Raw genomic sequence first — 16,357 nt, 5'->3', positions numbered from 1 at the left:
AGCTGGATCCTCTGAATTTTTGAACCGTTAAACCGCGGCAGCGCCGCCGACGATTTCCGAGATCTCCTGGGTGATCGCAGCCTGACGCGCCTTGTTGTAGATCAACTGAAGCTCTTTGATCAAATCACCGGCGTTGTCTGTGGCGTTCTTCATGGCGATCATCCGGGCCGCTTGTTCAGCAGCGTTGTTCTCGACCACCGCCTGGTATACCTGCGACTCCACGTAACGCACCATCAAGCCGTCCAGCAGCTCTTTTGCGTCGGGTTCGTACAGGTAATCCCAGTGATGCTTGAGATCCTGATCCGGGGTTGCCACCAACGGTACCAATTGCTCGACCGTTGGCTTCTGGGTCATGGTGTTGATGAACTTGTTCGAAACCACGGAGAGGCGATCGATACGGCCGTCCAGGTAGGCGTCCAGCATCACTTTGACGGAGCCGATCAGATCGTTGATCGATGGCTCTTCGCCCAAGTGGCTGATCGCTGCTACGACGTTGCCGCCAAAGATGCGGAAGAAAGTCGCACCTTTGCTGCCGATCACGCACAGGTCGATTTCCACGCCCTGTTCGCGGTTTGCGCTCATGTCCTTGACCAAGGCCTTGAACAGGTTGGTATTCAAGCCACCGCACAGACCACGGTCACTGCTCACCACGATATAACCGGCGCGCTTTACAGGGCGCTCGATCATGAACGGGTGGCGGTATTCCGGGTTGGCGTTGGCCAGATGACCGATCACCTGGCGGATACGCTCCGCGTAAGGACGGCTAGCAGCCATGCGCATTTGTGCCCTGCGCATCTTGCTGACCGCCACTTTCTCCATGGCGCTGGTAATTTTTTGCGTGCTTTTGATGCTCGCAATCTTACTGCGAATCTCTTTTGCGCCTGCCATGTATCACCTATCAGGTTAGCAAGCGGGGGCCAGGGCCCCCGCTGCGGCTTACCAGGTCTGGGTGGCCTTGAACTTCTCGATACCGGCTTTCAGGCCTGCGTCGATTTCGTCGTTGAAGTCACCCTTCACGTTGATCTTCGCCATCAGTTCAGCGTGATCACGGTTGAAGAAGGCGATCAGTGCTTGCTCGAAGCTGCCGATCTTGGAGACTTCTACGTCGGTCAGGAAGCCACGCTCAGCGGCGTACAGCGACAGGGCCATGTCCGCGATGGACATTGGCGCGTACTGTTTCTGCTTCATCAGCTCGGTAACGCGCTGACCATGCTCCAGCTGCTTGCGGGTCGCTTCGTCCAGATCGGACGCGAACTGGGCGAATGCTGCCAGTTCACGGTACTGAGCCAGCGCGGTACGAATACCACCGGACAGCTTCTTGATGATCTTGGTCTGAGCGGCACCACCTACGCGGGATACCGAAACACCGGCGTTCACTGCCGGGCGGATGCCCGAGTTGAACATGGCCGATTCCAGGAAGATCTGACCGTCGGTGATGGAAATCACGTTGGTCGGAACGAACGCGGAAACGTCGCCAGCCTGGGTTTCGATGATCGGCAGAGCGGTCAGGGAACCGGTTTTGCCAGTGACAGCACCGTTGGTGAACTTCTCGACGTACTCTTCCGAAACGCGCGATGCACGCTCCAGCAGACGGGAGTGGAGATAGAACACGTCGCCTGGGTACGCTTCACGTCCTGGTGGACGGCGCAGCAGCAGGGAGATCTGACGGTAGGCAACGGCCTGCTTGGACAGGTCATCGTAAACGATCAGAGCGTCTTCACCGCGGTCACGGAAGAACTCGCCCATGGTGCAACCGGCGTATGGCGCCAGGAATTGCAGTGCGGCGGATTCCGAGGCACTGGCAACAACCACGATGGTGTTGGCCAGGGCGCCGTTTTCTTCCAGCTTGCGAACGATGTTGGCAACGGTGGAACGCTTCTGGCCGACAGCTACATAAACACAGAAAATACCGGAGTCTTTCTGGTTGATGATGGCATCGATGGCCATGGCGGTCTTGCCGATCTGACGGTCGCCAATGATCAGCTCACGCTGGCCACGGCCGACAGGGATCATGGCGTCGACGGATTTGTAGCCAGTCTGTACAGGCTGGTCTACCGACTTACGCCAGATCACGCCTGGAGCTACTTTCTCGACCGCGTCGGTCTGGGTGTTGCCCAGAGGACCTTTGCCGTCGATCGGGTTGCCCAGTGCGTCGACGACGCGACCCAGCAGTTCCTTACCAACCGGAACTTCCAGGATGCGGCCGGTGCACTTGGCGCTCATGCCTTCGGCGAGGGTGTCGTAGGCACCCAGGATCACTGCACCTACGGAGTCTTGCTCCAGGTTCAGGGCCATGCCGTAGACGCCGCCCGGGAACTCGATCATTTCGCCGTACATGACGTCGGCCAGACCGTGGATCCGCACGATACCGTCGGAAACCGAAACGACGGTACCTTCGTTACGGGCTTGGGAGCTCACATCGAGGTTGTCGATGCGGCCCTTGATGATTTCACTAATTTCGGAAGGATTGAGTTGCTGCATTGCTCTGCTGCCCCTTCAAACTCAAGATTTCAATGCTTCGGCCAGTTTCGCGATTTTGCCGCGAACAGAGCCATCGATTACCAGGTCACCAGCGCGGATGACGACGCCGCCAATCAGGCTGGCATCCTCCGACGCGTGCAGGCGCACTTCCTGGCCTAACCGTGCACTGAGAACCTTGGCGAGTTTGTCTTGCTGTTCTTGGTTCAACGCGAAGGCACTGGTGACTTCCACGTCCACGGATTTCTCTTGCTCGGCCTTGTACAGGTCAAACAGAGCGGCAATCTCCGGCAGAAGCAGGAGACGGTCGTTTTCCGCGGCAACATGAATGAAATTCTGTGCCTGTGCATTGAACTTGTCACCGCACACGTCAATGAACGTGGCGGCCTTTTCTGCGCTCGTCAGTCGCGGGGCCTTGAGCAGGCGCTGCATGGTGTCGTCTTGCGACACCGCAGCAGCCAGGCCGAGCATGGCTGACCAATTGGCCAGTTGCTGATGGGCCTGGGCATGCTCAAAGGCAGCCTTAGCGTAAGGTCGGGCCAACGTGGTCAGTTCTGCCATGATCGCCCTCGCTTAAATTTCAGCGGCCAGTTTGTTAACCAGCTCCGCATGCGCGTTTTGATCGATTGTGGCGCCAAGGATCTTTTCAGCACCGCCAACGGCCAGAGCACCCACTTGGGCACGCAGGGCATCTTTAGCGCTGTTCAGTTCCTGTTCGATCTCGGCCAGAGCCTGAGCCTTCACACGGTCAGCTTCGACGCGGGCCTGTTCACGGGCTTCCTCGACAAGCTGAGCAGCGCGTTTCTTGCTTTGCTCAATGATTTCGGCTGCCTGTGCTTTAGCTTCACGCAGTTGCTGACCCGCTTTCTCTTGGGCCAGCTCCAGGTCGCGAGCTGCGCGGTTGGCAGCGTCCAAGCCGTCGGCAATCTTCTTTTGGCGCTCTTGCAGGGCAGTGATGACCGGAGGCCATACATACTTCATGCAGAAGAGTACAAAAATCAGGAAAGCAACGGATTGGCCAATCAGGGTTGCATTAATGTTCACGCCAACACCTCGCTCGGTCTTAATTCATACAGCCATCAACTCGTGGTGACGAGTGATTAGCCGGCGATCTGACCAACGAACGGATTCGCGAAGGTGAAGAACAGAGCGATACCAACACCGATCATGGTTACGGCGTCGAGCAGACCGGCAACGATGAACATTTTGACCTGCAGCATCGGAACCATTTCTGGCTGACGAGCAGCGCCTTCCAGGAATTTGCCGCCCAGCAGGCCGAAACCAATGGCGGTACCCAGAGCACCCAGGCCGATCAGCAGAGCAACAGCGATAGCGGTCAGACCAACTACAGTTTCCATCTTTCCTCCCGACTTTTACGTCGTATTGGTTAGGTTTTTAGTTTGAAGCGGTAAAACAAATCGTGAGTACAGCTGCCCTTGCGGACTTTTTAAGCCCTCCCCCCGAACAGGCGGGGAAGGCTATCAGACACGCCAGGCGGTCTTAATGGTTATCTTCGTGCGCCATCGACAGGTAGACGATGGTCAGCATCATGAAGATGAAAGCTTGCAGGGTGATGATCAGGATGTGGAACACAGCCCACGCCCATTGCAGCACCACACCCAGGCCGCTGAGCCACAGCAGGCCGGAGCCGAACATGACAGCGATCAGGATGAACACCAGTTCGCCGGCATACATGTTGCCGAACAGACGCAGTGCCAGCGAGATCGGCTTGGCGATCAGGGTGACGAATTCGAGCAGGAAGTTGACCGGAATCAGCAGGATCTGCACGAAGATGTTCTTGCTGCCGAACGGGTGCAGGGTGAGCTCACCGATGAAGCCGCCCAGGCCCTTGACCTTGATGCTGTAGAAGATGATCAGGGCGAACACGCTGAAGGCCATGGCCAGGGTCGCGTTCGGGTCGGTGGTCGACACGGCGCGGAACGGAATGTGCGGATCACCGGAAATCAGGATGGCCAGCTGAGGAATCCAGTCGACCGGTACCAGGTCGACGGCGTTCATCAGGAATACCCAGACGAAGATGGTCAATGCCAGCGGTGCGATTACCGGGCTACGGCCGTGGAAGGAGTCCTTCACGCTGCCGTTGACGAAATCGACCATCACTTCCACGAAGTTCTGCAGACCGCCAGGCTGGCCGGAAGTCGCCTTCTTTGCCGCCATGCGGAAAATGAACAGGAAGATCAGACCCAGCGCGACGGACCAACCCAGGGTGTCCAGGTGGAACGCCCAGAAGCCCATTGCCTTGGCTTCTGCAGCCGAATGGGCAAAGCCCCAGCTGCCGTCTGGTAGTTGACCGTAGGTCAGGTTCTGCAAGTGGTGCTGGATATAGCCCGAAGCGGTTTCTGCTGCCATGGTTGCCTCAAACGCCCTAAGGTCTCGAAAGTCTTTTATTCATCAGCAGGGGCGCGAACCAGCTGACCAAAAGGGTCAACACGAAGACGCCGAATACTGCTAACGGCGCCAGTGGCTTCACTCCTGCGAAGGTCAGTGCAAAAAGCACTGCCGTCAAAATCATCTTGCCTGCCTCGCCAGCGTAGAACGACTTGACGATGGCTTGTGCTGCCCGAGCTCCGCTGAAGCGAAAAGCCTTCCAGGCGAAATACACATTGGGCAGCCACGCAATCAAACCTCCGCAAAGGCCTGAATATCCACTGACCGCCCCTTTCCACTGCCACAACACCAGGGTTGCCAGCAGCAGTACGACGAATTGAGCCAGCAGTACCGGAAAAACCGCCCAGCGATGGAAAGGCAGGCGGTTTGGCGTGCGGATTTCCATCACAACTGCTCCTCGGAAGTCGACCAACAAGTCAGCTATGACTTGGCATAATTTGTGCCGACAAAATGCGCGCAGAGTATAGGGGTGGATTAACCCCTATTCAACTCTTCGTAGTGATTTCCGACTGCGCGCTACAACAGGAATTGTTTCAGCGGATGTGAGCAAGCACGCCTTGCAACTCGTCAAGCGAGTTGTAACGAATAACCAACTGGCCCTTGCCCTTGTTGCCATGACGGATCTGAACGGCCGAGCCCAGGCGCTCTGCGAGCCGCTGTTCAAGGCGTGCGATATCCGGATCAGGTTTGCTCGGTTCGACCGGATCAGGCTTGTCACTGAGCCACTGACGAACCAGTGCCTCGGTTTGGCGCACGGTGAGACCACGTGCGACAACATGACGCGCCCCCTCCTCCTGACGGTTTTCGTCCAGGCCGAGCAATGCGCGTGCGTGGCCCATCTCCAGGTCACCGTGGGCGAGCATGGTCTTGATCGCCTCCGGCAAGGTGATCAGGCGTAGCAGGTTGGCCACGGTGACCCGCGACTTGCCCACGGCGTCGGCCACCTGTTGCTGGGTGAGCTCGAATTCCTGCTGCAGACGCTGCAGGGCCATCGCCTCTTCCAGCGGGTTGAGGTCTTCGCGCTGGATGTTCTCGATCAGCGCCATGGCAATGGCGGCTTCATCGGGCACTTCGCGGACCATGGCCGGGATCGTGTCCAGGCCGGCCTGCTGGGTCGCGCGCCAGCGGCGCTCACCGGCGATGATCTCGAAGCGGTTGTCGCCGATCGGGCGGACCACGATCGGTTGCATGACGCCATGGCTGCGAATCGAATGAGCGAGCTCTTCCAGCGCCTCCGGGTCCATGTCCCGACGCGGCTGGTACTTGCCACGCTGGATCAGCTCGACCGGCAGGTGTTGCAGTTCTTTCTGGTCGATCTTCACAGCCTGCTCTTCGAGCGCGCTGACGGAAGGACCACTGAGCAGTGCATCCAACCCACGTCCGAGACCCCGTTTCTTGACGGCCATACGGATTCCTTAAGTTGTTTGTGCAGTGCGTGATGGACGGCGCTGACGGCGAACCAGTTCCCCGGCCAGGGCCAGATAAGCCAGCGCGCCGCGCGATTGCTTGTCGTAGGCCAGTGCCGGCATGCCGAAGCTGGGGGCCTCGGCCAGGCGAATATTGCGCGGAATGACCGTGTCGTACAGCTGCGGGCCAAAGTGTTCCTTCAGCTGCGCCGAAACATCGTTGTTCAGGCTCAGCCGAGGGTCGTACATGGTCCGCAGCAAGCCCTCGATCTTCAGCTCCGGATTCAACCGGGCGGCGATGCGCTTGATGTTATCCACAAGGTCGCTGAGGCCTTCCAGTGCGTAGTACTCGCACTGCATGGGGATGATCACGCCATCGGAAGCGACCAGGGCGTTGAGCGTGAGCATCGACAGCGACGGCGGGCAGTCGATGAGGATGTAGTCGTAGTTCTCACGGATGGGCGCCAGTGCGTTGCGCAGACGGCTCTCCTTGACCTGCATTTCCAGCAGCACCACCTCGGCGGCGGTCAGGTCGCGGTTGGCCGGCAGCAACTGGAACCCACCGTGCTCGGAGTAATGCATGGCCTGGGCCAGGTCGCATTCCCCGATCAGCAGGTCGTAGACCGAGTGCTCGAGCTCGTGCTTGTCCACACCGCTGCCCATGGTGGCGTTGCCCTGCGGATCGAGGTCGATCAGCAGCACACGACGCTTGGTCGCGGCCAGCGAGGCGGCGAGATTGATACAGGTGGTGGTCTTGCCTACACCACCTTTCTGGTTCGCGATTGCGAATACCTTAGCCATTGATGCGCGTGTTCCCAGTCATGCCTTGCGGCGCAGTATCAGCAGATGGCGCTGGCCCTGGCAACCTGGAACGGTCAGGGCCTGTTCGCTTTCCACTGTGAAGTCTGCGGGCAATGCTACCAGTTCATCGGCAGGATGCAGCCCCTTCATTGCAAGCCATTGCGTCCCGGTGTCGCCCAGATGGCGGGTCCAGTTGGTGAAGTTCTCCATGCTGCTGAAGGCGCGGGAGATGATTCCGTCGAACGGCTGCGCCGGCTGGAAGGCTTCGACCCGGCTGTGGATAACCGTGAGGTTGTCCAGTTTGAGCTCCATTTTCACCTGGGTCAGGAAGCGGGTCTTCTTGCCGTTGGAGTCCAGCACCGTCACGCGCTTGTGCGGATGCAGGATAGCCAACGGGATACCAGGCATGCCACCACCGCTGCCAACATCCAGCCAGTTTTCACGCTCGCTGTGGATAAACGACATGACGCTCAGGCTGTCGAGCAGATGGCGCGACACCATCTCGTCCGGGTCGCGCACGGCAGTGAGGTTGTAGGCTTTGTTCCATTTGATCAACAGGGCCAGGTAGCCGAGCAATTTCTCGTGATGCTCGGCACTCAGCTCTACACCGAGCTGGCGCGCACCTGTGGACAACTCTTCAGCGTGTTGCGGGGTGACCAGGGAACTCAAGCGCTTTGCTCCAATTCGCGGCCAGCGCCGCGTTTTTTCAAGTAAATCAGCAACAGGGAAATCGCCGCCGGGGTCACGCCTGGGATGCGCGAAGCCTGGCCCAGGGTTTCCGGGCGGGTCTGGCCCAGCTTGCCCTGGATCTCCTTGGACAGGCCGGAAATCGTCGTGTAGTCGATATCCACAGGCAGGCGGGTGTCTTCGCTGGCGCGCAGCCGAGCGATTTCATCCTGCTGGCGGTCGATGTAGCCCGCGTACTTGGTGCGGATCTCGACCTGCTCGGCGACCTGTGGATCGATTGCGTCACCGCCGGTCGCCTCGATCAGCCCGACGTAGTCGATTTCCGGGCGCGCCAACAGGTTCAGCAGGCTGTACTCGTGGCTGAGCGGCGTGCCGAACTTATCCACAATGGCTTGGCCTTGTTCGGTGTTCGGCCGAACCCAGGTCGACTTCAGGCGCTGTTCCTCACGCTCGATGCCGTCACGCTTGGCGCAGAAGGCGGCCCAGCGCTGATCGTCGATCAGGCCCAGTTCACGGCCTTTCTCGGTCAGACGCAGGTCGGCGTTGTCTTCGCGCAGGATCAGGCGGTACTCGGCCCGCGAAGTGAACATGCGGTACGGCTCCTGGGTACCCAGGGTAATCAGGTCGTCGACCAGCACGCCGATGTACGCCTCGTCGCGCCGCGGGCACCAGCTTTCGCGGCCCTGTGCGCGCAATGCGGCGTTGGTCCCGGCCAGCAGGCCCTGGGCACCGGCTTCTTCGTAACCGGTGGTGCCGTTGATCTGCCCGGCGAAGAACAGGCCACCGATGACTTTGGTCTCGAGGCTGTACTTGAGGTCACGCGGGTCGAAGTAGTCGTACTCGATGGCGTAGCCCGGGCGGACGATGTGGGCGTTTTCCATGCCGCGGATCGAACGCACCAGCTCCAGCTGCACGTCGAACGGCAGCGAAGTGGAAATACCGTTGGGGTACAGCTCATGGGTGTTCAGGCCTTCGGGCTCGATGAACACCTGGTGGCTTTCCTTGTCGGCGAACCGGTGGATCTTGTCTTCGATCGATGGGCAGTAGCGCGGCCCGACGCCTTCGATCACACCCGAGTACATCGGCGAACGATCGAGGTTCGAGGCGATGATCTCGTGGGTACGCGCATTGGTATGGGTAATCCAGCAGCTCACCTGCCGTGGGTGCATTTCGGCATTGCCCATGAAGGACATGACCGGGATCGGCGTATCACCTGGCTGCTCGGTCATCACCGAGAAATCCACAGAGCGCCCATCGATGCGTGGCGGCGTCCCGGTTTTCAGGCGGCCGACGCGCAGCGGCAGTTCACGCATGCGGTGGGCCAGGGCGATCGAGGGTGGATCACCGGCACGGCCACCGGAATGGTTTTGCAAACCAATGTGGATAAGCCCGCCGAGGAAAGTACCAGTGGTCAGTACCACCGATTCGGCGAAGAAACGCAAACCCATCTGGGTAACTACGCCCTTGACCTGGTCCTGCTCGACGATGAGGTCGTCACAGGACTGCTGGAATATCCACAGGTTTGGCTGGTTTTCCAGGATTTCACGCACCACCGCCTTGTAGATGGCGCGGTCGGCCTGTGCACGGGTGGCGCGTACCGCCGGGCCCTTGCGGTTGTTCAGAACGCGGAACTGGATGCCGCTCTTGTCGGTGGCCAGCGCCATGGCGCCACCGAGGGCATCGATCTCTTTGACCAGATGGCTTTTGCCAATACCGCCGATGGCGGGGTTGCAGCTCATGTGACCGAGGGTTTCCACGTTATGGGTCAGCAGCAGGGTTTTTACACCCATGCGTGCAGACGCAAGCGCAGCCTCGGTACCGGCATGGCCGCCGCCGATGACGATCACTTCAAAACGGGAAGGGAAATCCACCACGCACCTCGTGCCTGTTTTTGCGAATAGAGAAGGTAAGCCGACAAGTATAGGGACTTCACCCCCTTTAAAGAAACCGTCTGAGCAAATTTTGACCAGTCTGTGGATGAGTGGCAGACAACAGAAATCAACAAGAAGAAATTTATAAAAGCTTTGTTTTTATGTTTATTCTTATGCACAACGATATCTGTGGATAAAGCTTTGTAGGCCATTACTGGCGCTGTGTAGAGAGAAATTAAACCCTGTGTCTGGAGTGCCATGAGGGCTATGGATAACGCGATTTAGCCTGTGGATGAAATGGCTATTTACCCACAGGCGGATTTCTCCTCAGGAAAAAAGCCTGCTTATCAACTGAGCTGAAGATGGGTTTTCCACAGGGCTCCTGACCTCAGTTTTCAGGTTGTGGATGACAAAAATATGCAAAAACGTCGGTCCAGCCACAGAGATCTAGCGGTTGTACTGGCGTCTTCGCCGGCATGCCCGATCCCACAGGTGCGCTGTTGACCTCACTGTGGTCATCTCCCGCAACGAATTTCAGGCAAAAAAAAGCCGCTCCCGAAGGAGCGGCCTTGGTCTAGCCTGGCTGTGGATTACTTGCCGATGCAGAAGCTGGAGAAAATCCGCCCCAGCAGGTCATCCGAGCTGAACGCCCCGGTAATTTCCCCCAGGGCATGCTGGGCCTGGCGCAAGTCCTCTGCCAGCAGCTCTCCTGCGCCCGCCAAGGTCAACTGTGCACGGCCGTGCTCCAGGTGCTCGCTGGCCTGGCGCAAGGCATCCAGGTGGCGCCGGCGGGCACTGAAACCACTCTCTGCCGTCTGTTCGTAACCCATGCAGGCCTTGAGATGGTCGCGCAGCAGTTGCAGCCCTGTGTCGTCGCCCTTGGCACTGAGGGTGATGGTCACATGGCCGTCATCGCACTGTTCCAACGCTACCCGCTCGCCACTCAGGTCGGCCTTGTTGCGAATCAGCGTGACCTTGGCCGGGTCGGGCCGCTGATCGAGAAACTCGGGCCACAACGCGAACGGGTCGCTGGCCTCGGGCGCGGTGGAGTCGACCACCAGCAACACACGATCGGCCTCGCCAATGGCCTTCAGGGCGCGTTCTACGCCGATCTTTTCCACATGGTCATCGGTATCACGCAAACCGGCGGTATCGACCACGTGCAGCGGCATACCGTCGATGTGGATATGTTCGCGCAGGATGTCCCGGGTGGTGCCGGCGATATCGGTGACAATGGCGGCTTCCCGACCAGCCAGCTGGTTCAGCAGGCTCGACTTGCCGGCGTTCGGCCGCCCGGCGATGACCACCGTCATGCCGTCACGCAGCAAGGCACCCTGCCCGGCCTCGCGTTGCACGGTGGATAACTCGCCACGCACTGCATCGAGCATCGACAGGACGTGGCCATCGGCGAGGAAGTCGATCTCCTCTTCGGGGAAGTCGATTGCTGCCTCGACGTAGATGCGCAGGGCAATCAGCGCCTCGGTCAGGCTGTGCACACGCTTGGAGAACTCCCCCTGCAGCGAGCGCAGGGCGTTACGTGCCGCCTGGCTGGAGCTGGCCTCGATCAGGTCGGCAATGGCTTCGGCCTGGGCCAGGTCGAGCTTGTCGTTGAGGAACGCGCGTTCGCTGAACTCACCTGGGCGGGCCAGGCGACAGCCAACTTGTACACAGCGCTGCAGCAGCATGTCCAGGACCACCGGGCCACCGTGGCCCTGGAGTTCGAGCACATCTTCGCCGGTGAACGAGTTGGGCCCAGGGAAGAACAACGCGATCCCCTCGTCCAGCACCAGGCCTTCATCGTCGCGGAACGGGCCGTAATGGGCATGGCGAGGGGTCAGCGTACGGCCGGTGATCAACTGCCCGGCCTTGCTGGCCAAGGGGCCGGACAACCTGACAATACCCACACCACCGCGGCCTTGGGCGGTAGCGATGGCGGCGATGGTTTCACGCACAGTGTTCATGCTCGAAAGCCTCTACGACAAAAACGACAGATAGCAAAAACGCCCCACTAGGGGGCGTTTTTTATTCACAGGCTAGCGTACTAGCCCGTCAAGCAGCAGCTTTTTTGGTGGCTGCTTCGATACGGCGAGTGATGTACCACTGCTGCGAAATCGACAGGCAGTTGTTCACAACCCAGTACAGCACCAGACCAGCCGGGAACCACAGGAAGAAGAAGGTGAAGATGATCGGCATCATTTTCATCACCTTGGCCTGCATCGGATCCGGCGGCGTCGGGTTCAGGCGCTGCTGAATGAACATGGTGGCGCCCATGATGATCGGCAGGATGAAGAACGGATCCTTGATCGACAGGTCGGTAATCCACAGCATCCATGGGGCCTGGCGCATTTCCACGCTTTCCAGCAGTACCCAGTACAGGGCCAGGAATACCGGCATCTGCACCAGGATCGGCAGGCAGCCGCCCAGCGGGTTGATCTTCTCTTTCTTGTACAGCTCCATCATCGCCTGGGACATCTTCTGGCGATCGTCACCGAAGCGTTCCTTCAGCGCGGCGAGCTTGGGCGCAACAGCACGCATGCGCGCCATGGAGCGGTAGCTGGCAGCCGACAGCGGGAAGAACAGGCCTTTGATCAGCATGGTCAGCACGATGATCGACCAGCCCCAGTTACCCAGCAGGCTGTGGATATGTTGCAGCAGCCAGAAGATCGGCTGGGCGATGAACCACAGGAAGCCGTAGTCTACGGTCAGTTCCAGGCCTGGGGACAACTCTTTCAGCTTGGACTGGATCTTCGGGCCGGCGTACAGCATGGCGCTGGTTTCGACCTTGCCACCAGCAGGTACGCTGAGGGCTGGGCCGGTGTAGCCGATGATGTAGTTGCCCTGGCTGTCCTTGCGGGTCTGGACAACGTTGTTGTCCGACTTGGCCGGAATCCAGGCGGTCACGAAGTAGTGCTGCAGCCATGCAACCCAGCCGCCGGACACATTTTCTTTCAAACTACCTTTGTCGATGTCCTTCATCGAGACCTTTTTATAAGGCTCGGAAGCTGTCCACAGGGCGGCGCCCAGGTAGGTGGCGGTGCCAGTGGCAGTGCTCGAGGACGGATCGCCGCTGGCGTCACGCTTGAGCTGGGCAAACATGTTGCCGCTCCAGGCCTGGTCGCTCTGGTTGTCGATCAGGTAGCTGACATTCAGGTCGTACTCACCGCGCTTGAAGCTGAAGCGCTTGATGTAGTTGACACCGTTGTCGCTGAACTTCAGGTCGACCACCAGTTGTTCCTGGCCGTCGGCCAGCTGGTAGCTCTTCTGCTCGGCGGCATACAGCGGGCGGCCGCTGGCGCGGGCATCCGGGCCGTTGGCACCGGTCAGACCGCTTTGTGCCAGGTAAACACGCTCACCACCGTTGTCGAACAACTGGAACGGAATGTTCGGGTGGTCCTGACGGCGTGGGTACTTCGGCAGGTTCAACTGGACGATGTCACCACCGACCGGATCGATAGCCAGTTCCAGAACGTCGGTCTTGACTCGGATCAGGTCCTTGCTGAGTGCGACCGGTGCCAGTTCGGCAGGGCTCGATTCGGCGTTGGCGCTCGGTACATCGGCGCTGGCGCCGTTGTTACCGGCCGGCACGCCATCGGGCAAGCCCGGCGCAACAGTGCTGGCAGCAGTATTCTGAGTCGGCAGGGCAGCCTGGCCGTAGTCATCGTTCCACTTCAGGACCATGACGTAGGACACGACTGCCAGCGCGGCGATCAGGATCGTGCGTTTAATATCCATGATTACTCGGCTATCGAAGAAGTTCGGGAGGAAGGAGCGGGTGGAACGGGGTCGAAACCGCCGTCATTCCACGGATGACAACGCCCCAGGCGACGAACGGCCAGCCACCCACCACGCCAGAGGCCATGGTTTTCGATGGCTTCATAAGCGTAACAGGAGCAACTGGGGAAAAAACGACAGTGACTGGCCATCAGAGGACTAATGGCGTAACGGTAAAACTGGATCGGAACGAGTGCCAGTTTACGCATCTTGGCTGTCTACCCCTGCGGAATTGGCGGTGACTGCTGGTGTTGGCCGGCTGCGTGCCAGGCGTTTCCAGAGCTTGCCAAAGTGTTGGTGCAATTCCGGGTTTTCTATCTCACCCAATCCCTTGCGCGCGACGATCACGATGTCCAACCCGGCAAGCGATTGCTGGTTCAGACGAAAGGAATCGCGCATCAAGCGCTTGAGGCGGTTGCGTTGAACGGCGAGCTTGACGCTCTTCTTGCCAATCACCAGGCCGAGACGTGGGTGATCGAGACCGTTCTCGCGAGCAAGGATCAGCAGGTTTTTCCCTGGAACCTTGCCGGTTGGGGAGTCGAAGACCGCTTTGAAGTGTCGGGGTGTAAGCAGTCGCTTTTCCCGACTGAAGTCCTGACTCACCACCTGTGCCGAAAAATCAAATGGCCAGACGCTTACGGCCTTTGGCACGACGACGCGACAGAACAGCACGGCCGTTCTTGGTAGCCATACGGGCACGGAAACCGTGGGTGCGGGCGCGCTTGATGGTGCTTGGTTGGAAAGTACGTTTCATGGCGTGTTACCTGGTTTGTCGACGACGGGCCGGGATGGCCCCCTTTTTAAGAGACCGGCGATTCTAGAGAAAGCAAGCCCGTAGGTCAATTTCCAACCAGCTATTCCCTATAGGCCGTGTGATGGACGGTGCCTGCTCGGTCATCCTCAAGGGGGTGCTTGATCGGACACACGAATCGGGGACAACATGAAAAAAAAGAAGAGACATATAAAAAGCTTTTCTGAATAACTTATAAATCTTAGGTGGATAACCTTCTGTGGATAACCTTCTGTAGGCCAGTAAATACGAACTGTACAGAGTTTTAAAACCTTGTTCTCAACCGGTGCTGCGCTTGTTTCCATCGTGGTCGAAACCTGTGGATTAAAATGCCGCTTATCCACAGTTGAGTTATCAACAGATCTGGACCCAGGGTTGTGCATAGCCCTCATGGTCGTTTATCCACAGGGCTTATTCACAGTGAGGTAAAGCCTTTTTGGTCGATAAATGGCTGTTTTGTCATGGTTCCTAACGTGTCCACATGTGGATAACTGAACGCTCGACCGGTACAATGGCGGTTTGCTTTTGCCTCATCCGGCTTTCAAACTCAGGGGATATCCGTGTCAGTGGAACTTTGGCAGCAGTGCGTGGAGCTTCTGCGCGATGAACTGCCTGCCCAGCAATTCAACACCTGGATCCGTCCGCTACAGGTCGAAGCCGAAGGCGACGAGTTGCGCGTCTATGCGCCTAACCGTTTCGTTCTCGATTGGGTCAATGAAAAGTACCTGAGCCGCTTGCTCGAGCTGTTGGGTGAGAACGGCAGCGGCATTGCGCCTGCCCTTTCCTTATTAATAGGCAGCCGCCGCAGCTCGGCCCCACGTGCCGCGCCCAACGCGCCTGTCAGCGCCGCGGTAGCCGCTTCGCTGGCGCAGACCCGGTCGCAGAGCCAGGCACAAAAGCCTGTGCCGGTAGCGGCAGCGGTCGAACCCGTTGCTGTCACGGCCACCGAGCCTGTACTGGTCAATGAATTGGCAGAGCCGTCCTCGCGTGACAGCTTTGATGCCATGGCCGAGCCTGTGTCGGCGCCAGCCAGCAATGCCCGGACCGAACAGCGCACCGTCCAGGTGGAAGGGGCGCTCAAGCACACCAGTTACCTGAATCGCACTTTCACCTTCGACACCTTCGTCGAAGGTAAGTCGAACCAGCTGGCGCGCGCGGCTGCCTGGCAGGTGGCTGATAACCCCAAGCATGGCTATAACCCGCTGTTCCTGTATGGCGGCGTTGGCCTGGGTAAAACCCACCTTATGCATGCTGTGGGTAACCACCTGCTGAGGAAGAACCCGAACGCCAAAGTCGTGTACCTGCACTCCGAGCGCTTCGTCGCAGACATGGTCAAGGCGCTGCAGCTCAACGCCATCAATGAATTCAAGCGCTTCTACCGTTCGGTGGATGCGTTGCTGATCGACGATATCCAGTTCTTTGCCCGCAAAGAGCGCTCGCAGGAAGAGTTTTTCCACACCTTCAACGCCCTGCTTGAAGGCGGCCAGCAGGTAATCCTTACCTCTGACCGTTACCCCAAGGAAATCGAAGGCCTGGAAGAGCGCCTGAAGTCGCGCTTTGGTTGGGGGCTGACGGTGGCTGTAGAGCCGCCAGAGCTGGAAACGCGCGTAGCGATCCTGATGAAGAAGGCCGACCAGGCCAAGGTCGAGTTGCCACATGATGCGGCCTTCTTCATTGCCCAGCGCATTCGCTCCAACGTACGTGAGCTGGAAGGTGCACTGAAGCGGGTGATTGCCCACTCGCACTTCATGGGCCGCGACATCACCATCGAGCTGATCCGTGAGTCGCTAAAAGACTTGCTGGCGCTGCAAGATAAACTGGTGAGTGTGGATAACATTCAGCGAACCGTCGCCGAGTACTACAAGATCAAGATCTCTGATCTGTTGTCCAAGCGTCGTTCGCGTTCTGTCGCGCGTCCACGTCAGGTGGCCATGGCCCTGTCCAAGGAGCTGACCAACCACAGCCTGCCGGAAATCGGCGACATGTTCGGTGGTCGCGACCACACGACCGTGCTGCACGCCTGCCGCAAGATCAATGAATTGAAGGAATCCGACGCGGACATCCGCGAGGACTACAAGAACCTGCTGCGGACGCTGACGACCTGATGGCCGTCTGCGCAGCTAATTGAAGGCAAGGGACTAGAC

The 16,357-nt window shown here is 58.8% G+C and carries 17 protein-coding genes; 1 reads left to right on the top strand and 16 read right to left on the bottom strand.

From position 1 onward, the window contains the following. Positions 1 to 27: 27 nt before the first annotated feature. The 16 genes from atpG to rpmH all read right to left on the bottom strand — a co-directional run bounded on the left by atpG (position 28) and on the right by rpmH (position 14,177). Entirely contained in the window at positions 28 to 888 is an 861-nt protein-coding gene (atpG, locus tag ABI582_RS04165) for a F0F1 ATP synthase subunit gamma (RefSeq protein ID WP_016502295.1), read from the bottom strand. Between the two features lie 48 nt (positions 889 to 936). After that, positions 937 to 2,481 carry a F0F1 ATP synthase subunit alpha gene (gene atpA / locus ABI582_RS04160; RefSeq protein ID WP_012274911.1) on the bottom strand — a complete coding sequence of 515 codons (1,545 nt, stop codon included), beginning with the start codon at positions 2,479 to 2,481 and terminating at the stop codon, positions 937 to 939. Between the two features lie 21 nt (positions 2,482 to 2,502). Then, positions 2,503 to 3,039, bottom strand: a complete 537-nt coding sequence (locus ABI582_RS04155; protein ID WP_003253191.1) for a F0F1 ATP synthase subunit delta — start codon at positions 3,037 to 3,039, stop codon at positions 2,503 to 2,505. A gap of 12 nt (positions 3,040 to 3,051) precedes the next feature. After that, positions 3,052 to 3,522, bottom strand: a complete 471-nt coding sequence (locus ABI582_RS04150) for a F0F1 ATP synthase subunit B (RefSeq protein ID WP_003253189.1) — start codon at positions 3,520 to 3,522, stop codon at positions 3,052 to 3,054. Positions 3,523 to 3,578: 56 nt separating this feature from the next. Then, entirely contained in the window at positions 3,579 to 3,836 is a 258-nt protein-coding gene (gene atpE / locus ABI582_RS04145; RefSeq protein ID WP_003097235.1) for a F0F1 ATP synthase subunit C, read from the bottom strand. Between the two features lie 142 nt (positions 3,837 to 3,978). After that, positions 3,979 to 4,848 carry a F0F1 ATP synthase subunit A gene (gene atpB, locus ABI582_RS04140; protein WP_016489912.1) on the bottom strand — a complete coding sequence of 290 codons (870 nt, stop codon included), beginning with the start codon at positions 4,846 to 4,848 and terminating at the stop codon, positions 3,979 to 3,981. A gap of 16 nt (positions 4,849 to 4,864) precedes the next feature. Continuing rightward, the gene (locus ABI582_RS04135) at positions 4,865 to 5,272 is read right to left on the bottom strand and encodes a F0F1 ATP synthase subunit I (protein WP_008092225.1); all 408 of its coding nucleotides are present in this window, start codon (positions 5,270 to 5,272) and stop codon (positions 4,865 to 4,867) included. 148 nt (positions 5,273 to 5,420) lie between these two features. Continuing rightward, a complete protein-coding gene (locus ABI582_RS04130; protein ID WP_016502296.1) occupies positions 5,421 to 6,293 on the bottom strand; it encodes a ParB/RepB/Spo0J family partition protein in 873 nt (290 codons plus the stop codon). A gap of 9 nt (positions 6,294 to 6,302) precedes the next feature. Continuing rightward, positions 6,303 to 7,094, bottom strand: coding sequence for a ParA family protein (locus tag ABI582_RS04125; protein WP_016502297.1), 792 nt, complete (start codon positions 7,092 to 7,094; stop codon positions 6,303 to 6,305). 18 nt (positions 7,095 to 7,112) lie between these two features. Beyond that, positions 7,113 to 7,763 carry a 16S rRNA (guanine(527)-N(7))-methyltransferase RsmG gene (gene rsmG, locus ABI582_RS04120; protein ID WP_338745670.1) on the bottom strand — a complete coding sequence of 217 codons (651 nt, stop codon included), beginning with the start codon at positions 7,761 to 7,763 and terminating at the stop codon, positions 7,113 to 7,115. Continuing rightward, positions 7,760 to 9,652 carry a tRNA uridine-5-carboxymethylaminomethyl(34) synthesis enzyme MnmG gene (mnmG, locus tag ABI582_RS04115; RefSeq protein ID WP_442118475.1) on the bottom strand — a complete coding sequence of 631 codons (1,893 nt, stop codon included), beginning with the start codon at positions 9,650 to 9,652 and terminating at the stop codon, positions 7,760 to 7,762. The genes rsmG and mnmG overlap by 4 nt, the downstream gene beginning before the upstream one ends. Before the next feature lie 590 nt (positions 9,653 to 10,242). Beyond that, a complete protein-coding gene (gene mnmE / locus ABI582_RS04110; protein WP_049275249.1) occupies positions 10,243 to 11,613 on the bottom strand; it encodes a tRNA uridine-5-carboxymethylaminomethyl(34) synthesis GTPase MnmE in 1,371 nt (456 codons plus the stop codon). A gap of 88 nt (positions 11,614 to 11,701) precedes the next feature. Beyond that, positions 11,702 to 13,384: a membrane protein insertase YidC gene (gene yidC / locus ABI582_RS04105; RefSeq protein ID WP_016502301.1), complete on the bottom strand. Its 1,683-nt coding sequence runs from the start codon at positions 13,382 to 13,384 to the stop codon at positions 11,702 to 11,704. A 2-nt stretch (positions 13,385 to 13,386) separates the two neighbouring features. Continuing rightward, a complete protein-coding gene (gene yidD, locus ABI582_RS04100; RefSeq protein ID WP_075046823.1) occupies positions 13,387 to 13,632 on the bottom strand; it encodes a membrane protein insertion efficiency factor YidD in 246 nt (81 codons plus the stop codon). Beyond that, a complete protein-coding gene (gene rnpA / locus ABI582_RS04095; RefSeq protein ID WP_019470307.1) occupies positions 13,625 to 14,029 on the bottom strand; it encodes a ribonuclease P protein component in 405 nt (134 codons plus the stop codon). Before rnpA ends, yidD begins: the two co-directional genes overlap by 8 nt. 13 nt (positions 14,030 to 14,042) lie before the next feature. Then, entirely contained in the window at positions 14,043 to 14,177 is a 135-nt protein-coding gene (gene rpmH / locus ABI582_RS04090) for a 50S ribosomal protein L34 (RefSeq protein WP_003253163.1), read from the bottom strand. 596 nt (positions 14,178 to 14,773) lie between these two features. Between rpmH and dnaA the strand changes: the two genes are divergently transcribed. Further along, complete coding sequence (dnaA, locus tag ABI582_RS04085; protein WP_019470308.1) at positions 14,774 to 16,318, top strand: chromosomal replication initiator protein DnaA; 1,545 nt, start codon at positions 14,774 to 14,776, stop codon at positions 16,316 to 16,318. The last annotated feature ends 39 nt before the right edge of the window (positions 16,319 to 16,357 follow it).

The organism is Pseudomonas sp. SAS7 (assembly GCF_052112345.1).
Taxonomy (GTDB): Bacteria; Pseudomonadota; Gammaproteobacteria; order Pseudomonadales; family Pseudomonadaceae; genus Aquipseudomonas; species Aquipseudomonas putida_Q.
The sequence above is the reverse complement of the archived record's forward strand: the minus strand, read 5'-3'. Positions and strand labels throughout refer to the sequence as shown.